The sequence below is a fragment of the Cryobacterium sp. TMT1-3 genome (genome assembly GCF_004402315.1).
GTDB classification, from domain to species: domain Bacteria; phylum Actinomycetota; class Actinomycetes; order Actinomycetales; family Microbacteriaceae; genus Cryobacterium; species Cryobacterium luteum.
Genome location: NZ_SOFW01000001.1, coordinates 1 through 3843 on the forward strand (window position 1 = coordinate 1; position 3843 = coordinate 3843).

Sequence of the window (3843 nt, forward strand, 5' to 3'; positions counted from 1 at the left end):
TTCTGTTCGTCGGTCGAGGGCTCATTGGTCGGGTTTAACGTGGTCATACAAACTCCCAAGAGTCTGGGTGTTGCAACGACCAGTAGAACCCAAGAGATCGTGGGCCCGGTTGCGCAACATGGGCCGGCGCAGCGGAGGCCACCGCGAGCCAACGCCAACTAGCCCCACCCCGCCCCTCTTCCATAGAGTGAACCTATGACATTGAACCAACTCCGCGTGTTCCTCGCCGCGGCCCGTCTCGGGTCGTTCACCGCGGCCGCCGAATCGCTGGAGATGGCCCAACCCTCGGTCTCGGAGCTGGTCAAGCGTCTCGAGGAGACCTATGGCACCCGCTTGTTCGTGCGCGGGGGCCGCCGCCTCATCCTCACCTCGGCCGGCCGCGAGCTGCTGCCGCTAGCCGAACAGACCGTCGCCAGCGCCGCCGCGGCCGACCGGGCCCTGCGGGCCGTGAACGCCCTCACCGGGGGAGTGGCCTCGTTCGGTCTGCTGCGCAACGCCAACTACTACTCGCTCAGCAATCTGCTGACCCAGTTTCATGCCGCCCACCCGAGCGTGCGGCTGCGGGTGCTCGGTGTGAACTCGGTCGAGGTCGCCCACATGGTGCAGGTCGGCGAGCTCGAGGCTGGCCTCGTCGTGCTTCCGGTCGACACCACCGAACTCAAGGTTCTGCCGCTGCGGCGCGACGAGGTGCTCTACGCCAGCGCGAATCCCGACCACGTCAAAAGCCCGGTCACGCTCACCGACCTCGCCGCCCGCAACCTCATTCTCTACGACGCTCACTACGGCTGGCGCGACCCGACCCGGCGTCAGCTGGCCGACCGGGCCCAGATCGAGGGCATCACGCTCGAGGCGCGCATCGAGGTCGAGCAGACCAGCTCGGCCCTCAACCTGGTCGCGGCCGGCGCCGGCGACACCTTCGTCTCCAAAACCATCGTCGACAGCGGCACCTGCCCGCCCGAAATCTTCTATACGTCCTTCGCCGACCCGTTCTTCGAGACGGTGGCCCTGGTGCAGCGGGAGGACACCGTGCTCTCGCCGGCCACCGCCGAGCTCGCGCGCCTGGCCCAGCTGATGCTCTCCGACTCCGCCAACCTCTAGCCACACGCTCCCCGACGACAACCGCACGCGACCGGCCAGCAGCGCAGGGGCCACCGTCCCGAAGTTCATCACCGACAGCCACCCGTCCAATGCCTGCGTATAGCCTGACCCTATGTCAGGTACGTGTTATGCGGCATTGTCCTTTGATACCGATTCTTCTAGACTCCGAACCATGCTCTTCACACCCTCAGTTCTCCAGTCCCTGGCCGGCTCGTTCACCACCGTGAAGGTACCCGCCGTCAACGCACCTGCTGCCCAGCGCGACCCGGCCGTGGCCGAAACCGTCAGCCGCATGCTGCTCGACATCGAAAAGCGCGGCCTCGACGCCATCGGCGACTACGCCCGCAAGCTCGATCGCTGGGACGGCCGCTCCTTCGAGCTCGACGCCCAGACCATCCGCACGAGCGGTGACCGACTGGCCCCCGACCTGCGCGCGGCCATCGACCTGGGCTCTGAGCGCACCCGGGCCTTCGCCCTCGAGCAGCGTCGCCGCCTGGTCGACTTCGAGACCGAGCCGATCCCGGGCCTGGTCACCGGCGTCAAGTACGTTCCGGTGACCCGCGTCGGCGCCTACCTGCCGGCCGGACGCTTTCCGCTCACCGCGAGCGCCTTCATGACCGTCGGGGTGGCCAAGGCCGCCGGTGTCGACACCGTTCTGGCGTGCAGCCCGCCGCAGCCCGACGGCGGCGCCAATGACGCCGTCGTCTACGCCGCCTACGTGAGCGGCGTCGACCGCATCTTCGTGCTCGGCGGCGTGCAGGCCCTCGCCGCCATGGCCTTCGGCCTGCTCGGTGAGCTGCCCGTTGACATGCTCGTCGGAGCCGGCAACGCCTTCGTCGCCGAGGCCAAGCGCCAGCTCTTCGGCACCGCTGCGATCGACCTGCTCGCCGGTCCGTCCGAGGTGGCCGTACTCGCCGACGAAACCGCCGACCCCGAGATCGTCGCTGCCGACCTGCTCGGCCAGGCCGAACACGGCCCCAACTCGCCGGCCGCGCTCGTCACCACCTCGCAGGCCCTGGCCGACGCGGTCAACGAAGCCATCCTGCGTCAGATCGCCGGTCTCTCCACCGTCGAGATCCTCTCGGCGGCCTGGCGCGACTTCGGTTCGATCACCGTCGCCAAGGACCGCGAGACCGCGGTCACCCTCATGGACGATCTGGCCCCCGAGCACCTCGAAATCATCACGAGCGATGACGACTGGTACCACGAGAACCTGCGCAACTACGGCTCCCTCTTCATCGGTGCGTGGAGCACCGTGGCGTACTCCGATAAGGGGATGGCGGGCACGAACCACACGCTGCCCACTGCCGGTGGTGCCAAGCACAGCGCCGGTCTGTCGGCTGCCCGGTTCGTGAAGCCGCTGACCTACCAGCGCATCTCGAAGGAGGCAACCCCTGAACTCGCCGTTGCCGTTCAGGTGATCAGCGACTCCGAGGGCATGAGCGCCCACAGCGCCACGGCCACGATGCGCCTGGCTCGCTACGAGCTGCCCGAGGCTGAGCTGCTCGCACTCAGCCTGTAATTCAAGCAATATTCGTTCAGGTCATTGGCCGTGGTTAATCACTAACCACGGCTAATCGGCGTTAAGTGACTCGTTCTCGTTCGCATACATATGCTCAACGTTCGCACGTCAATCAGGCTCGGGTGAACAGTCAGAGAGAAGCACTTTCGCTCAGCATGCCGGTGTCGCTGGCAGAGGGCTCGGGCCACGAGCCAGCTATACACAGAGGACTAGGCCATAGCGGCAAACATCACGGCCATGGCGGCCGCGCCGAGAGCTTCAAACCCGTGTTCTGCTGGCACGGAATGACTTCGATGCGCCGAATTGCGGCGGGGGGTTTTCGATAGCTGCCGCCGCACCTGAAGGACGATGAAAACCACGGCCGCTGTTCCAAAGAGTGTTGTCAGCGCAATCGCCACAAGGGGGGCGGCTTCCAGCTTCAATCCGCCGGTACTGGGCGCTGCGGTCGCCATCGCGTGGTGGGCGCTGGCCAGGGCAGTGTGACTCTGGGTCAGAATTCCTTGGCCAGCGGATGCGACATGCCCCATCATCATTGCGACCATGAGTGCGGCGCTGGCCATGGAGATGCTGTGGTAAACGCATTTCAACCGGTCCTGACTGCTGGGGCAGAGGGATCTGAGTTCGGGTCTGGCGACCGCCTGAAGCACAAACCACAGTGCCGCGCCGGCGAGAACCGCGATCTGAACCAGCATCGTCGTTGCACCCAGGGGCCACAGCATTGACGCCATCACGACATTCATGAGGGCGCTGAGAGCGTGGTTGACCCGGTTCGTGATCTGGTGAGACCGGGTTGCTTGCACCACATAGAAGCACGCGCTGAGCAACAAGACGGCTGTGAGGGTCCAGGTAATTGCGGGGAGATCGAACACGCGAATCACGCTTTCTACTGGGTTGTGCCGAGATGCGGGTTCGGTCCCCAGTGCGGCTGCAACCGCACTGGGGACCGCTTGTCTTGCGCTGTTCCCATACCAGCTCCGGGTCATCACCCGGAGCCTGATTCAGTTCCCGAAATCTGATCAGTTCGAGGGGAATTCGGTAGCACTGCCGCCTGCACAGTGGGTTCCCCCCGAAGCGTGATCAGGTCAGTGTCCGCTGCAGCACTGCGCCGCGTCGGACGTGACCGGCTCGGACTCGGGGAGGTTGAGGGTGGGGTTTTCGTCGAAGAAGCCGTGGGGTTCGATCATGAAGCCGATGTTTTGGCGGGGCATGACGGGCCAGTCTTC

Annotated in this window: 4 protein-coding genes; 2 read left to right on the plus strand and 2 right to left on the minus strand. The window is 65.5% G+C overall.

The window, feature by feature from the left end:
• Positions 1 to 195 precede the first annotated feature (195 nt).
• Both E3O25_RS00005 and hisD read left to right on the plus strand, forming a co-directional pair.
• Positions 196 to 1098: a LysR family transcriptional regulator gene (locus E3O25_RS00005; RefSeq protein ID WP_134360157.1), complete on the plus strand. Its 903-nt coding sequence runs from the start codon at positions 196 to 198 to the stop codon at positions 1096 to 1098.
• A gap of 172 nt (positions 1099 to 1270) precedes the next feature.
• Positions 1271 to 2620, plus strand: coding sequence for a histidinol dehydrogenase (gene hisD / locus E3O25_RS00010; protein WP_092106010.1), 1350 nt, complete (start codon positions 1271 to 1273; stop codon positions 2618 to 2620).
• 209 nt (positions 2621 to 2829) lie between these two features.
• Here the strand turns inward: hisD and E3O25_RS00015 are convergent, their stop codons facing one another.
• The gene (locus E3O25_RS00015) at positions 2830 to 3498 is read right to left on the minus strand and encodes a DUF5134 domain-containing protein (protein ID WP_166787751.1); all 669 of its coding nucleotides are present in this window, start codon (positions 3496 to 3498) and stop codon (positions 2830 to 2832) included.
• A 204-nt stretch (positions 3499 to 3702) separates the two neighbouring features.
• Positions 3703 to 3843 (minus strand): hypothetical protein (locus tag E3O25_RS17650; RefSeq protein ID WP_134360158.1); only part of this gene is annotated, 141 nt, incomplete at its 5' end.